Raw genomic sequence first — 20364 nt, 5'->3', positions numbered from 1 at the left:
CTTTTTGAGCTGATTTTTATTCACTTTATGCTCATGAAAAATCATAACCATGAGTTATGCATGAGCTAATCAGCTATAGAGCATCTGTTAAAAAATCCAAATAATTCATTTTATAAATATATGATTATTAATAAAGGATCATTTAATCAACAGTTATAGTTAACATTAAAAATTAACTATTTTACTTATAAAGCAATTACTTAATTACACAAAAAGTGCATGTTAAATTAATGTTAGTGAGTAATTATTCTACATTTTATAAAATTATACTATTTACCAAATCTATTGAAATACGATTGCGGTACCAAAATTGATAAAATGAATAATTAGATATTTGACTGAATGGCGTATTTACCCAGAATGAGGAGAGTTGATGAGATAACTTCTCATCTAAATCATGACGATTATCATTAAAGAGAGTGAATCATGAATAAGACCATTACGTTACTTAGTGCATTATTACTACCATTAAATCTTGCTCACGCAGCCGACTCATCAGAGCCTTCTTACCAGCTAAATGCCTCAGAAGTGAGAAGCGCACAACAAAAGCAAACATACACCTACGTACGATGCTGGTATCGAACTAGTTATTCACATGATGACCCAGAAACCGACTGGGAGTGGGCAGAAAATCCAGATGGCAGTTATTTCACTATCGAAGGCTATTGGTGGAACGCACTCTCGTTTAAAAACATGTTCTATACCAATACACCACAAAGCGTGATCAAGCAGCGCTGTGAACAAACACTCGATCTTGCAAACGAAAATGCCGACATTACCTACTTCGCTGCCGATAACCGTTGGTCATACAACCACTCGATTTGGAGTAATGATCCTGTGATGCAGCCAGATCAAATCAACAAGGTCGTGGCATTGGGTGACAGCTTGTCGGATACCGGTAATATCTTTAACGCATCACAATGGCGATTCCCGAATCCAAACAGCTGGTTCTTAGGGCATTTCTCTAACGGGTTTGTATGGACAGAATACATTGCTCAAGCGAAGAACTTACCGCTATACAACTGGGCAGTGGGCGGCGCTGCTGGCGAAAATCAATACATCGCGCTAACGGGCGTTGGAGAACAAGTCTCTTCTTACCTTGCTTATATGCAGCTGGCGAAAAACTACAACCCTGCCAATACCCTGTTCACTCTTGAGTTTGGTTTGAATGACTTCATGAACTACAACCGCAGTGTTCCAGAAGTAAAAGCAGATTATTCGGAGGCCTTGATAAAACTGAGTGATGCTGGCGCAAGAAACTTCTTACTCATGACCCTACCTGACGCGACCTATGCGCCTCAGTTCAAATATTCTAGCCAAGAAGAAATCGACACAATCCGTGCAAAAATCCTTGAGATGAACGAATTTATCAAAGCGCAAGCAGCTTACTACACAGCACAGGGGCTCAACATTACGTTGCACGACACCCATGCACTCTTTGCTAGCTTGACAGCTAACCCTGAACAACATGGCTTCAGTAACGCAACGGAAGCATGCCAAGACATCAATCGCTCGTCTGCTGCTGATTACTTGTACAAACATTCGCTGCGTTCTGAATGTGCGTCCGTTGGGTCAGATAAATTTGTATTCTGGGATGTTACCCACCCGACCACAGCAACACATCGCTACGTGGCTAAGGATATGCTAGAAACCACTGACCAACTTTCGAATCATCCATTCTAAGCGGTCTATTAGAACCTAGAACCTCTCAACATTTGAGAGGTTCTATCAATAGCAGTTAGAGACAGACCCAAGCAAAAACGTTCGGCTTGGGTTTATCTTTTTTATCGAGGGTTTACCATCATTTATTGTCAGTCTTGCTATGATGATTTGGTAAACCTATGAGGAGCTACAAATGAATCTAAAACGCTGTGTGTTCTTACCCTTAATGGCTGCAACGCTATTTGGGTGTGCTCAACATCAGTCAGATGACTCCGTGAACATAATGACAATTAACATTGCTCCAGAGCTCGTAGACTGTGTCGGTGTGGCTCCGATGAAATGCATGGTAGTAGATGGTAACTACTTCTATGAACAAATAGACGGTTTCGAGTTTGAACCCGGCTATGAGTACACCTTACAAATAAAGCGCATCCAGCAGTTCACTCCTGAAAATGTGCCTGCCGACGCTAGCTTATATCGATATGAACTCATTGAAGTACTAGAGAAGCGATAACAATACGATTCATCGCCCATTGAAAGGAAATTCCTATGTTTGGAAATTGGAAACGAAACCGCCAAATTCGAGAAATCGCAAAAGATATCACGCCGAAATTAGCGCTCAAGTATGGTGAGAAAGCGGATTACTCAAAGGAAGAGATCGATTGGGCGCTGAAAGAAAATGGCAAGACAGATGATGCCTTTGCCCTGATCGCATACGGCATGTTGATTAGCCAAGCCGCTTACGTGCCGATGGGTCTAAGCCAAGAGCTCGGTGAACATGCTGAATTCCAATCAGAAGTCTCACTTGCTTTGTTTGACCAAGCGACGGCTCTGGTGAGCGTCAGTGCTTTACTGACTTACGCGGAGATTCAAGACAGCCACAAACAACAGCCCGCTACCGATTCGGATGATTTCGATGCTGATGGAGGAGACTTTGGAGGAGACGGCGGTGGAGATGGTGGCGGTGAATAGCATCACGCTAGCATCTGTGGCAATAAAAAGCGGCGTTGAGTCATCTCAATATTAAACACGAAAAGGCTCATCACGAGCCTTTTAGCTTATCACCTTGAGTAACTTAGAAGCTTCGTTTTGCTTACACCAAGCCTTTCAATTTCGCCAAACCATAAGCGGCGATGGTGACGCAGTCTTTGATTTCACCATCTATCATCATTTGCTCGAACGCTTCAACTGTGAACGAGCGTGTGATCAAGTCTTCTTCTTCACTGTCTAGCAGATTGCCCACTTCAGACAACTCACTCGCAAAATACACATGACAAGTCTGGTTTAAGAATCCATAAGCGATGAACTGCGCACCAACGTATTCCATCTTATTGGCCTGCATGCCCGTCTCTTCTCGAAGCTCACCTTTTGCTAGCTCAAGATGATCCGCATCTGGATTTGATTCCCACGCGCCTTGCGGGATTTCCCAACAACGTTGCCCTACGGTGTAACGAAACTGCTGTACTAAGTGAATCACGCCGTTATCGATAGCCAGAATCGCTGCACAGTCTGGCTTGTCGACCACACCGTAGATGCCTTCAGCTCCGCTAGGACGTTGGATCTTATCTTCACGTACCGTCATCCACTTGTTTTGATACACCACTTTGCTGTCGAGCTGCTTGATGTCTGCCATGAGAGTCCTTACTGCTTGATTCTTAGAAATTAATTATTGGATTAGAAGCCATTCTAACGCTGTTTGCGTGTCAGTTTGTAGACGGTTTTCAAATTCAACGCGCTTATTGGTATTCAATATATCGCATCAAAACAATCATTCATTGCAATGATTACGATGGCGCGAAATGGCAAGTTTTCAATTCGAGGAACTCATATAGTTAACCCATCGACGCAAGGCATGGCTTTGCAAACTTGTTCACTATTGATTGAGGGTTCTTATGAGCGCATCGGATAAAGTCTACGGTTTCAACACTCCACAACGTCTGTTTGTTGGTTATACCTTGGCGGTATTGGTAGACCTTACGGTACTGAACTTCTATGACGAATACTGGGATTTCGTAACCATTGATTCATTTACGATTTCTTTCGCCGCGGCATTGCTACTTCAGTTGCTTTTGAAGCTGTCTATTAAAGCGGAACACAAAATTGCAGAGTACTTTAAATCGAAGCCGGGTACGGCACCTAAGATTTACCGTGGTATCTCGACTTACGTTATCTTGGTCGGTTCGAAGTTCATCATGCTAGAAGCCATTAACATTCTGTTCGGTGACAAGGTTGACTTTAGTGGTCCTTGGAACGGTGTCGTCGCCTTCTTTGCGGTGGTGTTTACCATCCTGATTTCAGAAGTCATCGTCGGTAAGATTTACTTCAAACTTGGTGAGAAAGAACAACAAGCACAACGTGAATTGGCTGAAAATAACGCTAGCTAATAAGCAAGGTCGATGAATGCAAAACAACATCGATAAAAACAAAAAAGCGCTGAGAAATCAGCGCTTTTTTCGTTTACTTGTTCACTTAAGCTTAAGCGACGAGGATGCTCTTAAGCTCGTTCAACGATTCCACCGTGTAGCTTGGTGCAATACGCTCATCCACACTTGCACCTGTGGTGTTCAGCCAGCATGTTTCAATACCGAAGTTGTTGCCACCCAAGATATCAGAATGCAGGTTGTCACCCACCATCAAGACACGCGTCTTACATGGGTTACCCATTTGTGTCATCGCGTATTCAAAGATACCCAGATCCGGCTTAGCAATACCAACTTGCTCAGAAATCACCACATGCTCGAAGTAATCGCTCATGCCTGTGCGCTCTAGGCGAATCGCTTGCAGTTCGGTAAAACCATTGGTGATGATGCCCATTTTGGCTTTACCTTGTAGCGCTTCCATCAGTTCTTTCGCGCCCGGCAGCAACGTGCAGATGTCTGCCATCGCTTCTAGGAATGCACTGTTGAGATCCGCCGTTGTGGTGTTGAGCTTTTCTGCCCACTCCGTAAAGCGTTTATGCTTCAGCTCATCTGCTGTCACTTTACCATCTTGGTAATCCACCCAAAGTGGCTTGTTCACCGTTTGGTAATGGGCAAAATCTTGCTCGGTAAAATCTACGCCTTTGCGAGAAAACATCAGCTGTAAACCTTTGAAGGCATCAAAGTGAAACAAGGTTTCGTCAGCGTCAAACAAGATCCAATCGTATTTCATTTTCTTCTTTCCAATATCCAGGTCGTTTTCTGCCACATAGTCTAATTGTTTTCTTCTTTAAGATAATCTCTATAATTGGAAAATGATTGTAGCGTTTTGCTCAACAGTATAACTAATAATAGATACCCCAATAACCTAGGAGCACACCGTGAATGCCATTGCGTCACTGCCAGTATTTGTCGCTGTCGTCGAATGCGGCAGCTTTTCCCTTGCTGCCAAGCAGTTGAACCTCACCAAATCGGCGATCAGCAAACGCATTAATCAACTCGAAGATGACCTCGGTATTCGCTTGCTTAATCGCACCACAAGAAAGCTCAGCTTAACCGAAGCTGGACGTCGATACTTCGAGTACGCTTCACAAGCAGTGAACCTTGCTCAACAAGGTGTCGATGCCGTTTCCGAGTTGCAAGGCTCACCGCAAGGTAGGCTCAAAATCACTGCACCGATGTCTTTCGGTGTTTTGCACGTTGCGCCACTTATCAGCGAATTTCTCGCACGTTACCCGAAAATTGAGGTCGATTTACAGCTAGAAGACGCCATGGTGGATTTGGTTGAACAAGGCTTTGATTTGGGGATTCGCATTGGCGAACTTGCAACTTCTAACCTTGTCGCTAAGCGCCTTGCTCCGTGTAAAAGCGTACTGTGCGCCTCTCCAGAATATTTAGAAGAATTTGGCGTACCAACCAAACCAAGCGATTTGGTGACGCACAACTGTTTGCGTTATTCGTATTTCCGAGGCGGCGTCGAGTGGATGTTTATCAACAGCGGTAGCGAGTATAAAGTGCTACCCAAAGGCAACTTTGTGGTCAACAACAGCGAAGCGATTCGCCAGTTGCTTTTGAGAGGTTCTGGTATCGCTCAATTACCGACTTTTATTGCAGGGAAAGACTTTGCTGCTGGTAACTTAAAACCACTGATGGAAGAGTTCGCATTACCAGAGCATGCCATCTATGCGGTGTTTCCAGAACGCAAGCACATGCCATTGAAAGTACGTGTGTTCATCGACTTCATCAGCGAAAAGCTCGGCACTGATACACCGTACTGGGATCGCTACTGACAGGTTCTGACACTCCATCACGTTAACCTTATTTCGAACTTAACCAACCCACAGAAATAAGGAAAAAACATGGAAACTGTGATTGAAACTGTACAATTTCGTCTGACCAATGGCGCAGCAGAACAAGACTTTATCGCTGCGGCAGAACAGTCACAAAACTTCGTGAAACAACAGCCAGGTTTTTTATACCGCTCATTGAGTCACGAGGCTGCAAGTAATACGTGGACTGATATCATTTACTGGCGGTCACAGGCAGACGCAACGAATGCAAGCAAACTGTTTACTCAATGCGAAGATTGTAAACCGCTAATGAACCTGATTGAGCCCGAAAGTGTTGAGATGAAACATCACAGCGTGAAGATGTGCAGCGAATTAGAAGACTAACCGAGATAGGAACACCATGAGCAAATCAGAGCGACTGTTTGAACTACTGACTTTGTTACGTGCTAAACGTTATGCGGTGACAGCAAAAGAGCTGGCAGACACCATGCAAGTCAGCGAGCGCACTATTTATCGTGATATTCAGTCGTTGCTGAACTCTGGAGTTCCCATTCAAGGAGAAGCTGGAGTCGGTTATATGCTACAAGCCGGCTCTCATTTACCGCCATTAATGTTCAGCGAAAAAGAGATGATGGCACTAGAGCTCGGTATGCGTATGGTACGCTCTTGGTCTGATGCCGAGCTCGCCGATGCCTCGCGATCCGCTTCTGCTAAAATCCTTTCCGTATTGCCCGACAAACTCAAACAACAAGTGGAAGACTGCCCACTGATTGTACCTGAGTATCACATCCAGTCAGAAAGCGCGAAACGCGGACAATTGCTGCGTCATGCCATCGATAACAACTTTAAGGTCAGCTTGGATTATGAGGACGAGAGCGGGCAAGTGACCGAACGTAAAATCCAACCGTTAGGCCAGTTCTTTTGGGGCAAGGTTTGGACACTCGTCGCATGGTGCGAACTACGCCAAGATTATCGCCAATTCCGCCTAGATCGAATCCAAACGATGCGAATGCATGATGAAGAATTCTTTGTAGAAGAAACCAAATCTCTCAAGCACTATATTGCACAGTATAAGCCGAGGGATTGAATCTCATGCATTGTACAAAAATGCCTCTGAATGGGGATGTAGTGCAAATCTAAACGCCTTATTAAAGAAAAACCATTTATTATCTGACACTTAGAGTCCGTGCATATTGCTACACTACGCACATGAACATTTAGTTAATCTAATGTTTCATTTTTAACAGGTGCGCAACCACCATAGGAGCGCTAACTTAAGTAGCACGTCAACCACACCGGAGTGTGAAGCTATGAAAGTACTGATTCAATACACCCAAGCGGGTAAATATCGTGATCAAGCGTGGGAATCTCTGGCTCTTAAGGCAAAAGGCGAGATGCAAGCCGTGACGCCTTCTTATACCGCACAACTTATCGAACAAAACAAAGCGACGCTTGTAATGACGGAAGACGAGCAAGTCATCTTCCATTCTTAAGTAACAGGCAGCGATAAAAAATGAGCTCAATACTCGAGCTCATTTTTGTTTGATTGGTAGTTGGCTATCACGATCAATCTTGAATGATCTTGTTGCCGCAGTTTTCGCAGATTAGATGACGAGAGAACTCATCCATAGACGCAAGGAAAGCACCAAACACTGTGCTTTTTAGAAAGCCAGAAATGAATTCCTTCTTACTGCGATTCTTATCTCCCTCCAAAGCACTTTTCTTTCTGACCAACACCACAACATGATGCGTTTCCACACCACACGAAGGACACATAACAACTTCCGTCTTTTTATACATACTAAGCTCCTTGAAATCGATTCTGTTTTCTAAAAATTGTCTCGTTAAAGCCTCGCACTGACCTTTTCCCTCAGCGCTCGCGCATACTCAGTTAATAGTCGAGCATTGTCGGCGGTTTCGACGTCCCCACAGGCTTGGCCTTGATAGGTAATATTTGGACTGGAATACACAGGTAGGAGGTTGTCTGAGTAGCTCATGATGGTTCCAGAATCACCACACAAAGCAGCATGAGCATAACGCTTGATCTGAGATTGGTTATCCTCTGTCGTCATGGAGTTGAGTGTTCTACTCTGAAGCTGAGATGACAGTGTTTCTAAATCATGTTGTGCCCACGCTAAATGCCCTAGCTCATGCTCCAAGGCGAATGGAGCAGCTCGTACATCAGAAACCACAAAGTTAGGAAACAGATCGACCCACGTTTCGGCGATTTTGTACTCATAATCAAAGTAACTGTTGTCTTCACTTAGGACTAGCACAACATAGAAGTTTGGCTCTTGGTACGCGCGTTCCAACAAATTGCGGTGTTGCAGATTAAGTTCATAATGGGAGGACAACATGTCCGCTGGCTTCGCGTTGCGAGCATCGAAGAATTCATAACCAGCACTCTTACGAATCATGGGGATACATGAGTTTGAGAGAATAAGATTTGAAAAGGCTAAGTCTTCCTCGATTCGTGCTTCCAATGCTTCTATGTCGAAATCGCTGAGAATGGAGTAGTCAAATACGAATTGAACCCAAGTCTCGACTTTTTCTTCTTGGGGACATTGCGGAAGCACGAGCTTTTGGGCATCAAAATAGAGGCGAGCGCTCGCGAACACCGCAACAACAATTAAGCAAATACTTACAACTTTCAGCTTCATACATTCTTCTTACAAATTTCGCAGGCGACAAACATAAGCACATGAAATTTATAAATTAATAAAACCGATATGTAAATAAGCGCTTATTGATTATGAGAATAAGCGCCGAGAGTATGTGTGATTACTCGTCCTCGTTTAAGCGACGAATCAATTTGGCAGGCGTACCGCCATATAGACAATCTGGTGGAACATCGCTGTTTACCACTGAGTTAGCAGCAATGACTGAGCGAGCACCAATAGTTACCCCTTGGTTGATCACCGAATTGCCACCAATCCAGACGCTATCTTCAACTGTGATTGGCTTACAAAAGGTTTCCCACTTGAGTCGGCTACGGTAATCCAGAGAGTGCGAAGCGGTATAGAATTGAACACTAGGGCCGATAAGAACGTGGTTACCAATGGTGATTTTAGCGCCATCCAACATCACGACATTCATATTGATGAAGGTCTCTTCGCCGATTTCAATCGTCTTACCAAATTCACAATGCAGCGGAGCTTGGATGATGCTTCGCCCAACTTTACCAAATAGATTCTTTTGAAGCGCATCGCGTTGAGATTCATCGGTATTGTTATTAAACGCCATCAACGCATGAGTAGCACTAGAACGCATTGCTTCGATTTCTTTATCGGTACCATCAAATATTTGGCCCGACATCATTTTCTCTAATTCGGTCACTGGATCATTCCTACAACTTTTGACCAAGCTAGATTAGCGTAAAAGAGGAATAAAAAAAGAGAAAAGCACGGGCTTTTCTCTTTCCTATTTTGTCGTTGTGTCACGTCGGAGTTATACGATTTCCCAGCTGTGGGTCATCTCAACACCTTCACCTAGCATTAGGCACACTGAGCAGTATTTTTCCAATGAGTCCGCCGCCACTTTAGCTACGATTTCTGGGTCTAGTGCTTCACCAGAAACTTCAAAGTGAATGTTCACCTGAGTAAAGATGCGTGGCGCGGTTTCACGACGTTCCGTGGTTAGCTTCGCGTTAACAGAAGCCACTTTCTGGCCTGCCGTTTTCAGACCATCAACAACGTCTACAGAACTACAACCACCTGCGGCCATAAGAACCATTTCCATCGGACTTGGCGCTGTTGCACCGCCATTACCATCCATCACGACTGAGTGACCAGATTGAGACTGACCCAGGAATTTAAAGTCTTCGACCCATTTTACTTCTGCTTGCATGGTTTCCCTCATTAATGCTTCTGCCTCACCGATGATTGTCTTCCGATGAGCGTGTATTTTATGCCGTTACTGTAGCCCCCTTGAAAAAAAGGGCAAAGAAATTTTCATCTTCACTGTAATTTTTTCGCTCTTCAGTCTGTCCTGTTACGTAAGATTCATTGAGAAAATGACGTTTGAGGAAGTTATGAAGAAAGTATCTAAGTTGTTGGTGGGATTCTCATTCACACTCCCTGTACTGTTCATCTTGCTAAGTAAAACAGGTACTGCCGATACCATGGATAAGATGAACGCATCTGGTAAAACTGACATTGCAACACTTGCGGGTGGCTGCTTCTGGTGTACCGAGTCAGATTTAGAACAATTGCCTGGCGTATTAGACGTTGTCTCTGGTTATTCAGGCGGTGATTTAGAGAATCCAACTTATCGACAAGTCTCTTCTGGCAAATCCGGCCATATTGAAGTGATTGAGGTGAAGTACGATCCTGCTGTCGTGAATTACGAACAAGTATTGGATTACTTCTTCCGCCATATCGACCCGACTGACGCCAAAGGCTCATTCGTCGACCGTGGTCCCCAATACCGCCCGGCGATCTTCTATCATAATGCCGAGCAAAAGCAGATAGCTGAGCAGTTTATGATGGAAATCGACAAGGCGATGATCTATCCAAAACCGTTGAAAACAGAGCTGATCGAGTTTGAAAAGTTCTACCCTGCGGAGTCGTACCATCAGGATTACTACAAGAAGAGTAGCCTGAAGTACAAATACTACCGCTACGCATCAGGTCGCGATAAATACCTCGACGAAGTGTTTGGTGATGATCGTAAAGACAACCCAAAAACACTGCGTGAACTTATCAACGAAAAAGAGCAGGTGTCGAAAGTGAAGGTTTACGAGAAGCCTTCAGACAAAGAAATCAAAGCTAAATTGACTGAGCTTCAATACTACGTGACACAAGAAGAAGGTACGGAGCGTCCTTTCAACAACAAGTATTGGGACAACAAAGAAGCAGGCATTTACGTTGATATCGTCACCGGCGAGCCTTTGTTTTCATCAACCGATAAGTATAAATCTGGCACAGGGTGGCCAAGTTTTACCAGACCAATTAACCCCGGCTACATCGTAGAGAAAACCGACTTTAAACTGGTTTATCCGCGCACAGAGATCCGCAGTAAGTTTGGTGATTCGCATATTGGCCATGTATTTAAAGATGGTCCAAAGCCGACGGGATTACGTTACTGCATGAATTCAGCCGCAATGGAGTTTGTACCAGTGAACAAGATGGCGAGTTTAGGCTATGGCGATTATCTCTACCTATTTGATAAGTAGCTAGACCTCTGTGTTAACCAAATTAGGAGTGAACATTCAGCGCGATGAAAGGTTTTAAATCCAACCTTCCCATGAAAGTCTGTCCAGTCTGTCAGCGCCCATTTTCTTGGAGAAAGAAGTGGGCGCGAAATTGGGAGGAAATCGTTTATTGTTCTGAGCGTTGCCGAAGAAATAGATCAACGAAAACGTAGGGCACTCCGACCCTCTCTGGAAAACGCTATTTCCTTTGTATCAACGTTTGTACGCGTTCTCTTACCAAGGTAATAACGTCCCATCATAAGCCCAAAACGCCCCGCTATCTTGCGGGGTTGCTTTTTCTATCAAGCCTAATAAATCCTTAGCAACTCGCTCTGGCGTGAACAGCTTTCCCTCTGGCACGTTTGTTTGAAAAGGTGCCGACAAAGCGGTGTCCGTGGTGCCTGGGTGAAGTGATAGCACCGTGCCGTGCTTGACCATTCTTTGCCATTCGATCGACATGGTTTTGAGGAACATGTTTAATGCGGCTTTCGATGCACGATAGCTGTACCAACCCCCCAACTGATTGTCGCTAATACTGCCAACTTTGGCCGAAATGGTCGCAAACTTGGGTTCGGTACTGCGCTTTAGCTTGGGCGTGAAGTATTTCGCCAACAGCAAACTTGGCAAAGTATTAACCATGATGGTTTGCTGAAAAAAGTCTGCGTCGAGGGAGCTAAGGTTCTTCTCTGGGCCTTTCTCTTGGATGTGCAACATACCAACGCAGTTCACCAGCCAGTCGACATGTTCAATTTGCTCGCTAAGCGCTTTCACTTGCTCATCAAGCGACACATCCGCCTGATACCAAGTCACATTCGGATGTTGCCAATCTGGTTGCTGCTTACGATAAGTGGCATGTACACGCGCTTGAGGGAACCGAGCGACGGCTTCTTGCGCCATCGCCAAACCAATTCCACCATTGCCACCGACGATGAGTATTTCCATCACAAGTTCTCCACGTTTTCTATGTAGTGCTCTGCGGTATCGAGTATCGCTTGGCGTTGCTGTTCTTCCATGTTGTCCCAAGAGCGGAAAATCATCCCAATACGTGGATTGGTTGCGAGACGCTTGTCGTGCTTGTTCATAAAACGCCAATACAAGCTGTTTAACGGACACGAGCCTTCGCCACTGCGCGCTTTATTGTCGTAATAGCAGCCTTTGCAGTAGTCGCTCATCTTGTTGATGTAAGAGCCACTCGCCGCGTAAGGCTTGGTACCAACAATACCGCCGTCCGCAAACAACGCCATGCCACGAGTGTTTGGCATTTCTACCCACTCAATTGCATCAACATAGATACCGAGATACCACTCATCCACTTGATCTGGGTCGATCTCGGTTAACAAGCAAAAATTGCCAGTGACCATCAAACGTTGGATGTGGTGTGCGTAGGCGTAATCGAGGGACTGACCAATTGCATTGCGCATACAGGACATTTTGGTTTCGCCATTCCAAAAGAAGTCTGGCAGCTTTCTTTCTGCGCCCAACTCGTTCTTTTTCGGGTAATGAGGCATGTTCGCCCAATAGACACCACGAATGTACTCTCGCCATCCTAAGATTTGGCGAATGAACCCCTCAACCTGAGAAATGTCGATGTCCGCGTTGGAATGAAATGCCTTGAGTGATGCATCAATGACTTCTCTCGGGTGTAGCAATTTGCTGTTCAGCGAGAATGAAATTCGGCTGTGATACAAGCTCCACTTAGCATCGTGCTGACCTGTCATGGCGTCTTGAAAACGTCCGAACAGCGGCAGACAGACTTGGCAGAAATGCGCGAGTAAAGACAAGCTTTGCGCGCGATTAATTGGCCACAACAAGTCTCCTTCGAGATTTCCGATGGTTTTGATGTCATGTCGTGCCAACCGCTCAATAATGCCACTGACGTCGGTACTGAACATCAAAGGTTGTGGCAGTTTTTCAATGTCTTGGGCCTTGAGCTTGTTACGGTTATTGGCATCGTAATTCCATTTTCCGCCAACAGGTTTTCCGTCTTGCATCAAGATGTCGAAGCGCTTGCGCATACGGCGATAAAAGTGCTCCATCATGATGTGTTTGCCTTGAGGAAACTGCGATTCTATTTCCTCAAACGGCAACAAAAAGTGTTCCGAATCAACACAACGCGTCACTACTCCATCAAGCTTTAGTTTGGCTAACTGCTCTAGCAGTCGATATTCATCGGGGCGTTGATATTCAAACTTACTTGCACCAACTTCGCCCACGTAGTGATTTAAGACTTGCTCCAGATCGTCGAAGGATTGTGTGTCATCCAACGTGAGATGCAAAACTTGATGACCTTCGCTCTGACGCTCTTTCGCAAACTGCTCCATTGCAGAAAAGAACGCACACACTTTCTGAATATGGTGCGTGACGTAAGTATTCTCTTGCTTGAGCTCCGCGATCAGGTAAAGCACTTGCTTATCCGGTTGCTGAAACCAAGAGTGCTCACTGTTAAGTTGATCGCCCAAGATCAATCGTACGGTTTCAAATTGCATTACGGTTTCTCCGGTGACGAAGCTTGGTCACTGCTGCCCATTACGATAGGCCAATCGACCATATCTACACTATCCAAATTCGCGCCAGCACAACGACCTTTCCACCTATCGATGAACTCCATGTGCGGATCGTACATTTCGGTTTGCTTTTCGAGGTTGAATTGTCGTGAACCACGCGGATCAGCACCGACGCCCGCTAGGTACTGCCAATTTCCCCAGTTCGATGCTACATCGTAATCAACCAATTGTGATTCAAAGTACGCCGCGCCATAACGCCAATCGAGGCCAAGTTCATGCACTAAACAACTGGCGGCCAACTGTCTGCCGCGGTTGGACATGTAACCTGTTTCGTTAAGTTGGTGCATGCAAGCGTTCACAATGGGAAACGGGGTTTCTCCCTTTTTCCATTGCTGAAAACGATGTGCATAAAAGCTGGTGAGAGGTGCTTGATTTTGGATGCCACCGAATCGGAAAAGCTGTCGTTTGTGTCGACGGGCATACCAATAAAAGTACTCCCGCCATAAAAGCTCGAAGTAAATCCAGTAGGTCGACTCGTTTGCTCCCTTCAAACGTTCATAACGCTTGAGCATGGCATAAATAGTTTTTGGCGAAAGGCAGCCATGAGCTAGCCAAGGTGAAAACTTAGTCGAGTAATCCATACCATCCAAGCCATTGCGCGTCTGCTTATATTCGCTGGCCAATGTCGAGGAAAAATACCGACGAGCGTGCTCAAGCCCTGCTTGCTCGCCACCGGTAAACAGGCAAGGCTTAACGTCGCGAATCAGTCGTAAGGTTGGCAAGGCAAGTCCTAAGGGGGTTGGTGGTAAGGCCGTTACTGTGGCGAATGGTTCCTCCAGCGATACGTTCTCCGCCTTTTTACGAAACTTAGTAAAAGTGTCAGGCAAGTCTTCAAGGGCAAATGGCAGGTCTTCAACGGTAAGTAGGCTGCGCACTTCCTGCTGACAAATCGTTAAATGCTCTGATTCTTGGCGGATATGATCAACCACGTCTTGCTCTTCTGAGCCAGGGAACGCATCACAATACAGATGTGTCACGCCAAGCTTCTCTACAGCATGTTTGATGGCTTGATAAGGATGTAAGTCAACAACCTGTAAGCGCTGATCGAATGCATTCAAGGACAGATTGAGGCAGTGTAATGACTCATCTAAAAATTGCTGCTTGGCCGACCCAAACATCGATTCCTGTGCGAAGTGAGCTAAAAATGGAGACAGTTTCGGATAACAATAGACACATATTAATGCGTCGACTTCCTCACTGGCTCGGGCGAGCAGCGGGTTATCATGCATCCTCAAATCGTTGGTAAACCAGTACAGTCCGATTGTTTTATTCAAAAGAAGCGTTCCATGTGTGTTTTTGCTTATACAAGTTCTTACGCACAATGCTGCTTCACGATCAGACAGTAAGTTGTTATGTTTACAAATTGTTCAGCAAAAGTCCTTGGTAAACAATTTGTTAAAATTAATTCTATAAATTATTTAGTCAAACTCTAATATTCATAGACGTATTTGATTTTTTGCTCATTTTTTTTAAGAAAACCAAGCAAAAATGACAAAAAATAAAGCGATATTGTTTTATATCCGTTACCCTTAACCTAATTCCATTTTGCTTGCCACATTGCAGAAATGACCGACGAATTTAAAAAATCAACCGCGAATCTAAAAAAAAGCGGTACCACTAATGATCAAGAACCACGTAGCAGCGACACCAGCAAACTACGCCTTGTGGTACACCTACGTAGACAAAACCATCCCAGAGCTTAACCAAGAGTTAGATATGGTTCTGGAGAATTATGACGTCTGCCCACCAGCGATGCACAAGCAGCTCTACAACAGCTACGTCGCGAGTAAAGCCGAAACCAGTTTAGAAGAACTCAAAACCAACGTAGAAGTACTGTTGGGTGAAGTATCTAGCTCGATGAGTGACACTATTACGGATACCTCTTCCTTCTCTGATATGGTGGACAAAAGCTTTAACAAGCTCGAAAAGGTTGAAGATAATAGCCTGAGTATTGAAGAAGTGATGAATGTGGTTCGTCAGCTCGTCGCGGAATCTCGTGAAATTCGTCACTCGACTCAGTTTCTAAATAGCCAACTAACGACGGCTAGTGAAGAAATTTCTCGTCTAAAAAACCAATTGGCTGAAGTACAAAAAGACGCTCTTTTCGATGGTCTTTCCAATCTGTATAACCGCCGTGCTTTCGACAGTGACCTCCAAATGCTGATCGACAGCAATCAAGCAATGACCTTGGTTATGCTGGATATTGATCACTTCAAAGCATTTAACGACAATTACGGCCACTTGTTTGGCGATACCGTTATCAAAGCCATCGCACGTCGTCTGCAACAAAGCTGTCGTGATGGCATCAGCGCTTACCGCTTTGGTGGCGAAGAGTTTGCTTTGATCATACCGAATAAATCGTTGCGCATCGGTCGTCAATACGCCGATACGTTACGCCGAATGATCGAAAAGCTGCGTGTCCGTGACAAACGTTCGGGCAGCCAAGTGCAAAGTATTACCGCTTCTTTTGGTGTCGCAGAGTATGAAGTTGGCGATACGTTGGAAAGCTTGGTTAATAAGGCTGATAAACAGTTGTATGAAGCAAAACAACTGGGCCGAAACCGAGTAATGCCGCTGTAGAGCTTGCTCGCCAGCTCATACCGCTCCTTTTAAAAGACAAAACCCCAAGCATGTACTTGGGGTTTTGTCTTTCTTGGGCTGGCTCGTTATTAATGATACTTCCTAAACCATTTAATCAATGCTGTAGCAGTAGCTAAGGAAGTAGTCGTCGCCGTTTTTCGCGGTGTACTCTTTGTCTTCACTGCACGCCATCGGTTTTCCTTTCTTATCACCTTTAATTAGGCTGATCCAATGACGCATTGCGGTCGGTGCATTACCAATTAGCTCAGGGCTGAAGGTAGTACGTGTTTCCAGTTGAATGTCATCAATGTCCATCAACTCCACACAACCCGTGCCTTTATGACAGCCAAACATCACTTCTACGTGGCTGCCTGACTCATCTTTAAATAGGATCGATTTCGGATCTTCTTTCTCACCAGTGTACGCTACAAAATGTTTTGGGCTTTTCAGACCGCTGTGTGTACCGTCTTTGAAGTAAGCCATTACATGACGGTAATCAATCACATAACTTGACACGTCTTGGTGTGAGCCATTCTCCAGTGGGAACATACGGTCCAGTAGTTGCTTCGCCTTAACTTGCTTCTCGCTTTGCTGCTCAGCACTTACCGCCTCGACGGCAAATACGGCTTCAGCGATAAATGGGCGTTCTTGTTGTTGGATGTCTTTTTTATCGAAATTCAGCATATTCATCGTCGTTTCCTCGCACTTAAACACTCTTCCTAGAGTAAAAACTTAAAACCCTTGTTTAAGTTTCAGGCAATTCTGTGAAGTGGATGGTTAATTTCTTTGCCTGCTCATTATGTAGACTAGCGAATTATTGACTACAATTTCACAACAAAAATTTTACAATGTGAATTTTACAAAATGTCTGTGTCAAAAAGTCTTATCCGCCAATCTCATTTTCTCGGGACGAAAATTCGTAACCTGAGGAAGAACAACCATTTAACGATGGAAGATTTGTCTGCGCGTTGCGTTAGGATCAATCCTGAGTACGCGCCGTCGGTTTCTTACCTATCGATGATCGAGCGTGGAAAACGCGTTCCAAGTATCGATATGCTGGAAGTGATCGCCGAAGTTTTCCAAAAAGAGCCTGCATGGTTTTTAGATGATGAGCCAGAGCTGGAAGCGATCACACCGAATAAAGGTAATCGTGGTGGCATCAATGGAATGGCCCTTGAACCGAGTTTCTTGTTCTCCAATGACATCCTGCAAATCGCAATACCAGAAATGCTCTCCCAAACTGGCATCACTGGGCGTCAGTTTGCTCATCTGCTGATACGGGCCCACCAAGAGAACCATCAAAACCACTTCCCAGATCTAGAGCGAGCCGCTGAAGAAGTCGGACTAAAGCGCCTTAACTTGTCAGTGGAAGATCTGATCGACATTGCTAAAAGCATGGGGTTGGACATTCGTTGGGTAGACCGAGCGCCACAGGATGTGATTGATGAGCTTGGCGTGAGTGCGAAACAGCTGATCACCTCTTTTATGGAGGCGCCAGGGACGATTTACCTCAACAAGCGCATGCGCGACTACCCAACACGCCTGAAATACGATTTAGCCGTTTACATTGGCCATCGTGTACTGCACAGCAGCGACGGCATGAGTAATGTATTGTCGATTGGACATCAGAACAACTGGGAGCAAAGCGGCTCGCAAGTATCGAACTCTGAGCTTAACTCACAAGACATTTTACAAGCGTGGCGTGATTTTGAATCGAGCTTCTTTGCTGGAGCCCTGCTGTGTCCAAAAGTGCCGTTTCGCCAATTGCTCGACCGATCTGGTTATGAAATCGATGTACACAAAAAAGCGGGCGTCTCCCCTTCTGTTGCGATGCGCCGAATGACGGTCGTATCACCTTACCCGCATTGGCATTACTTTGATGCTTATGGCCCGGGTAAACTCAAAGCTGTATATCGTGGTAATGGTATCCCGCTTCCTTGGGGTAATATGCGCAAGGTCAACGACCCATGTCAGCACTGGGCAGTGTTCCGTCGCTTATCACAACCGCTGGACACCAGTTCAGCACAGATTTCGATTCTTAATGTCGGTAATGAGCCACGTATCTATTGCTGTGAGTCAGTCAATGTCTTCGACCCAGCGGGCAACAACCGCGTTCTATGCGCAGGTATTGACCTCAACCCTGCTATCTCAGCTCAGGGGGGGGGATGCGATTGCCATTGCAGAAGAGCTGAAATCGCTTTGTGTCTCTTCAGGGGGAAGTACTGTTATACCTCAGCACATCAAGAAAGATCTCACCACGATAGCCAAGATTCTCAACATCAATTGGATAGAAAGGGGAATTCAAACCCAAGCAAGATTGATTTGTTCACGAGGAGCCGTATGTCCAAGACAACCAAGTTGTTATAACAAGTGCGGTGAATCAGCGGATTCAGGTGACGAGCCGCAAATTATCGAGCTCTAGAAAGAAAAAACGCCAATCACAATAAAGGTGATTGGCGGTATATACTTGTGAACAATGTGTATTCACTAACAACGTCAGTTGGCTAGGTGACCCTCGGCTTAATAAGGGTCAATCTGTATAAAGCACGATGCGTGCCAACTTTTAAAAACGCCTTTTTTCTTCGATCCTGATGCATATTGGTGCTTTATTGAGCACACATTTTGCAAATCGCATTTGCAAAATGCAAATTGATGCAAATATGCCACCATGCGCATTGCTACTAATCCCTTTGTCAGCAAAATGGCGTTTTAATAAGAAAGAAATTCAAAATTAAAAGGCCCCGCAAGTGTGCGGGGCTCTAGATTCATGGTTTTACTGATTATCCACCGTAGTGTTTTTGCTGATACATGCGTTCATCGGCGATTTTCATCATCTGTTGAGGTGATGTCATTTCAGGATCAAACATCGCATACCCAATGCTAGTTCTCAGATAAATCAAGTCTTGTTCATAAATGACTGGATTCGAGCACAGGGCAAAACGAAGCTTTTTCACTAGAGCATGAATGCTGTCTTCCGTTTTCGGATTGTGGACAATCACGAGAAATTCATCTCCTCCCATGCGAGCCACAATATCCGAACGTCGTAAACTGCTTCTAATCCGCTCAGCACAAGCGATCAGCACTTTATCGCCAGCATCATGACCATAGGTATCGTTAATATGCTTAAAGCGATCAAGATCGATGTTTACAAGCGCAAAGCTGTAGCGCTTTTTATAGCGTTTCGCGATCTGAAATTGATGCTTGTAAGACTGCATAAAGTAACGACGATTGGGCAATTGGGTAAGTTCATCATGCAGTGCTCGGTTATCGGCCACAATATACAATCGGTAAATCACAACCAGGGCGATACTTAATCCAAGAACAATCGGATAGCCGACTAATCTCGTTAGCTGCAATGTGTACCATGGTAATTGCTGGTCTAAATCCGCACCGGAATACACCGCCAAGCTCCAGCCTCCGTAGGGAAAATGCACTTGCTCTTTGGCGTAAACCTTCCCACTAGGCTTCGGCTCACCGAAAAATATATCGCCAAGCTCGCCACTGCTGTCATAACCACGAATGATCATCGGATAATGAGAAGAGAAGTCCATCACCCCGGTTTCTCGGAGCAAACCATTAAAGTCGATCACAGCACTGATCACACCCCAGTAATCCTTGTTTATTGGGGGATCACGAAATACAGGCACACGAACAATCAATCCTCGCCCACCTTGAACGAGCTCGACTGGACCTGCAATGAATATCTCTTGAATGTCTTTGGCTTTTTGGATTTGAACCCACTGCGCTGGCACCGTTCGGTAATCCAGCCCAATAACACGCTCGTTCCCTCTACGTGGATAGATATGGCTTACCACATCATTTTCCGCGATGCCGATTACCGTAATATGATTGCTTTTATTGAGGATACGATTCGCAGCCATGTTTAACTTGCGGTTTTCATGGTTCGGTAGCAATGTAATAAGAGTCGCAAGCGTGCTAGCTTTGTATATGTCAGCCATCAGGTCCGCTTCCAAATTGGAGCGGAGCATAGAAAGTTGTTCTTTGGCCTCAACTTGAAGTCGCTCTCGGTGAAGGTTGAGCTGGTTGTAGTGCAACAACTCAATGACTCCAACGCATAGGGCAAAAAAAAGTGAGGAAGAACAATGCAAAGTAGCCTTGCTTCTTCGATGAGTACTGCATCTGTTCCCCACTAACTCTCG

At 45.0% G+C, this 20364-nt stretch carries 20 protein-coding genes and 3 pseudogenes; 12 read left to right on the top strand and 11 right to left on the bottom strand.

The window, feature by feature from the left end:
- Window positions 1-426 precede the first annotated feature (426 nt).
- The 3 genes from KHO06_RS18240 (at window position 427) to KHO06_RS18230 (ending at window position 2634) form a co-directional block, all read left to right on the top strand.
- Window positions 427-1683, top strand: coding sequence for an SGNH/GDSL hydrolase family protein (locus KHO06_RS18240; RefSeq protein ID WP_280519530.1), 1257 nt, complete (start codon window positions 427-429; stop codon window positions 1681-1683).
- A gap of 172 nt (window positions 1684-1855) precedes the next feature.
- On the top strand, window positions 1856-2176 hold the full coding sequence (locus KHO06_RS18235; protein ID WP_045396683.1) for a DUF4377 domain-containing protein: 321 nt from the start codon (window positions 1856-1858) through the stop codon (window positions 2174-2176).
- A gap of 35 nt (window positions 2177-2211) precedes the next feature.
- On the top strand, window positions 2212-2634 hold the full coding sequence (locus KHO06_RS18230; RefSeq protein WP_086370298.1) for a hypothetical protein: 423 nt from the start codon (window positions 2212-2214) through the stop codon (window positions 2632-2634).
- 121 nt (window positions 2635-2755) lie between these two features.
- Here the strand turns inward: KHO06_RS18230 and KHO06_RS18225 are convergent, their stop codons facing one another.
- Entirely contained in the window at window positions 2756-3295 is a 540-nt protein-coding gene (locus tag KHO06_RS18225) for an NUDIX hydrolase (protein ID WP_086370299.1), read from the bottom strand.
- 259 nt (window positions 3296-3554) lie between these two features.
- On the opposite strand from KHO06_RS18225, the gene KHO06_RS18220 reads away from it, so the two are divergent.
- Window positions 3555-4046, top strand: coding sequence for a hypothetical protein (locus tag KHO06_RS18220; protein ID WP_005432506.1), 492 nt, complete (start codon window positions 3555-3557; stop codon window positions 4044-4046).
- Window positions 4047-4137: 91 nt separating this feature from the next.
- Here KHO06_RS18220 and yjjG read toward each other — a convergent pair whose 3' ends face one another.
- The gene (gene yjjG / locus KHO06_RS18215) at window positions 4138-4812 is read right to left on the bottom strand and encodes a pyrimidine 5'-nucleotidase (RefSeq protein WP_005438169.1); all 675 of its coding nucleotides are present in this window, start codon (window positions 4810-4812) and stop codon (window positions 4138-4140) included.
- Between the two features lie 148 nt (window positions 4813-4960).
- Between yjjG and KHO06_RS18210 the strand changes: the two genes are divergently transcribed.
- The 4 genes from KHO06_RS18210 to KHO06_RS18195 all read left to right on the top strand — a co-directional run bounded on the left by KHO06_RS18210 (window position 4961) and on the right by KHO06_RS18195 (window position 7362).
- Window positions 4961-5869 (top strand): LysR family transcriptional regulator, encoded by a 909-nt coding sequence (locus tag KHO06_RS18210; protein WP_038890623.1) that lies wholly within the window; start codon window positions 4961-4963, stop codon window positions 5867-5869.
- A 69-nt stretch (window positions 5870-5938) separates the two neighbouring features.
- On the top strand, window positions 5939-6253 hold the full coding sequence (locus KHO06_RS18205; protein WP_212583069.1) for an antibiotic biosynthesis monooxygenase: 315 nt from the start codon (window positions 5939-5941) through the stop codon (window positions 6251-6253).
- Window positions 6254-6269: 16 nt separating this feature from the next.
- The gene (locus tag KHO06_RS18200) at window positions 6270-6956 is read left to right on the top strand and encodes a YafY family protein (RefSeq protein WP_212583068.1); all 687 of its coding nucleotides are present in this window, start codon (window positions 6270-6272) and stop codon (window positions 6954-6956) included.
- Between the two features lie 223 nt (window positions 6957-7179).
- Window positions 7180-7362 (top strand): hypothetical protein, encoded by a 183-nt coding sequence (locus tag KHO06_RS18195; protein WP_212583067.1) that lies wholly within the window; start codon window positions 7180-7182, stop codon window positions 7360-7362.
- Between the two features lie 73 nt (window positions 7363-7435).
- On the opposite strand, the gene KHO06_RS18190 is transcribed toward KHO06_RS18195, so the two are convergent.
- The 4 genes from KHO06_RS18190 to KHO06_RS18175 form a co-directional block, all read right to left on the bottom strand.
- On the bottom strand, window positions 7436-7669 hold the full coding sequence (locus KHO06_RS18190; RefSeq protein WP_212583066.1) for a hypothetical protein: 234 nt from the start codon (window positions 7667-7669) through the stop codon (window positions 7436-7438).
- Window positions 7670-7713: 44 nt separating this feature from the next.
- The gene (locus tag KHO06_RS18185) at window positions 7714-8529 is read right to left on the bottom strand and encodes a hypothetical protein (protein WP_212583065.1); all 816 of its coding nucleotides are present in this window, start codon (window positions 8527-8529) and stop codon (window positions 7714-7716) included.
- A 121-nt stretch (window positions 8530-8650) separates the two neighbouring features.
- Window positions 8651-9205: a sugar O-acetyltransferase gene (locus KHO06_RS18180; protein WP_005432520.1), complete on the bottom strand. Its 555-nt coding sequence runs from the start codon at window positions 9203-9205 to the stop codon at window positions 8651-8653.
- A gap of 111 nt (window positions 9206-9316) precedes the next feature.
- A complete protein-coding gene (locus KHO06_RS18175; RefSeq protein WP_005530136.1) occupies window positions 9317-9715 on the bottom strand; it encodes an OsmC family protein in 399 nt (132 codons plus the stop codon).
- A gap of 184 nt (window positions 9716-9899) precedes the next feature.
- On the opposite strand from KHO06_RS18175, the gene msrB reads away from it, so the two are divergent.
- A complete protein-coding gene (gene msrB / locus KHO06_RS18170) occupies window positions 9900-11042 on the top strand; it encodes a peptide-methionine (R)-S-oxide reductase MsrB (RefSeq protein ID WP_212583064.1) in 1143 nt (380 codons plus the stop codon).
- Window positions 11043-11086: 44 nt separating this feature from the next.
- Entirely contained in the window at window positions 11087-11233 is a 147-nt protein-coding gene (locus KHO06_RS18165) for a DUF2256 domain-containing protein (protein ID WP_010450720.1), read from the top strand.
- 61 nt (window positions 11234-11294) lie between these two features.
- On the opposite strand, the gene KHO06_RS18160 is transcribed toward KHO06_RS18165, so the two are convergent.
- From KHO06_RS18160 to KHO06_RS18150, 3 genes are read right to left on the bottom strand one after another with little or no spacing between them, the layout of a single operon-like run.
- Window positions 11295-12002: an SDR family oxidoreductase gene (locus KHO06_RS18160; protein ID WP_212583399.1), complete on the bottom strand. Its 708-nt coding sequence runs from the start codon at window positions 12000-12002 to the stop codon at window positions 11295-11297.
- Complete coding sequence (locus tag KHO06_RS18155; RefSeq protein WP_212583063.1) at window positions 12002-13546, bottom strand: cryptochrome/photolyase family protein; 1545 nt, start codon at window positions 13544-13546, stop codon at window positions 12002-12004. The genes KHO06_RS18160 and KHO06_RS18155 overlap by 1 nt, the downstream gene beginning before the upstream one ends.
- A complete protein-coding gene (locus KHO06_RS18150) occupies window positions 13546-14898 on the bottom strand; it encodes a DASH family cryptochrome (RefSeq protein WP_212583062.1) in 1353 nt (450 codons plus the stop codon). Before KHO06_RS18150 ends, KHO06_RS18155 begins: the two co-directional genes overlap by 1 nt.
- Before the next feature lie 291 nt (window positions 14899-15189).
- On the opposite strand from KHO06_RS18150, the pseudogene KHO06_RS18145 reads away from it, so the two are divergent.
- Window positions 15190-16204: pseudogene (locus tag KHO06_RS18145) on the top strand (GGDEF domain-containing protein).
- 111 nt (window positions 16205-16315) lie between these two features.
- On the opposite strand, the gene KHO06_RS18140 reads toward KHO06_RS18145, so the two are convergent.
- On the bottom strand, window positions 16316-16894 hold the full coding sequence (locus KHO06_RS18140) for a malate synthase (RefSeq protein WP_005432536.1): 579 nt from the start codon (window positions 16892-16894) through the stop codon (window positions 16316-16318).
- A gap of 174 nt (window positions 16895-17068) precedes the next feature.
- Here KHO06_RS18140 and KHO06_RS18135 point away from each other — a divergent pair.
- A pseudogene (locus KHO06_RS18135) lies at window positions 17069-18626 on the top strand (DUF3612 domain-containing protein).
- 358 nt (window positions 18627-18984) lie between these two features.
- Here the strand turns inward: KHO06_RS18135 and KHO06_RS18130 are convergent.
- A pseudogene (locus KHO06_RS18130) lies at window positions 18985-20344 on the bottom strand (diguanylate cyclase).
- Between the last annotated feature and the right edge of the window lie 20 nt (window positions 20345-20364).

The sequence above is a fragment of the Vibrio sp. B1FIG11 genome, from assembly GCF_905175335.1.
GTDB lineage: Bacteria > Pseudomonadota > Gammaproteobacteria > Enterobacterales > Vibrionaceae > Vibrio > Vibrio campbellii.
The sequence above is the reverse complement of the archived record's forward strand: the minus strand, read 5'-3'. Positions and strand labels throughout refer to the sequence as shown.